This window comes from Undibacterium sp. SXout7W (assembly GCF_049339385.1).
Lineage (GTDB): Bacteria > Pseudomonadota > Gammaproteobacteria > Burkholderiales > Burkholderiaceae_D > Undibacterium.
Map to the genome: position 1 here is coordinate 1 of NZ_JBMPPF010000091.1, position 376 is coordinate 376.

Genomic DNA, 376 nt, shown 5'->3' on the forward strand with positions numbered 1-376 from the left:
GTAACACAAAGCGTATATTGGCCTGGTTTGTTTGGTTACGGCGCTAACTTGTTTGATTCTAGCTTAGAGCCAAGAGCAGACTTAGAGCGTAATACCTTATACCTATGCCAAAACCTAAATCAACCTGCTACCTGTCAAAAATACCGAGTTACTGAGAAAAAAGGCTTTTTTGCAGCGATGAGCAAACTGATTTTGGATTAATAAAACTAATCTGAAAAATATAAAATTACTTGGTTGAAAGGTGTGCAAAAGATCACCATAATGGCGCTCCTTTTTCAACACAAGTACACTGAAACGATCATGTTAAACGAGCTAGATTGGCTTTTAAACTTTACTCTGTTAGCCCTAGGATTAGGAGCGTTATTTATCAATCAAT

Annotated in this window: 1 protein-coding gene; it reads left to right on the forward strand. The window is 37.0% G+C overall.

Annotated elements, in window-relative coordinates; all coding sequences use genetic code 11:
* Positions 1-201: hypothetical protein (locus ACO0LB_RS20620; protein ID WP_423052585.1), on the forward strand; the 201-nt coding region annotated here is incomplete at its 5' end.
* Between the last annotated feature and the right edge of the window lie 175 nt (positions 202-376).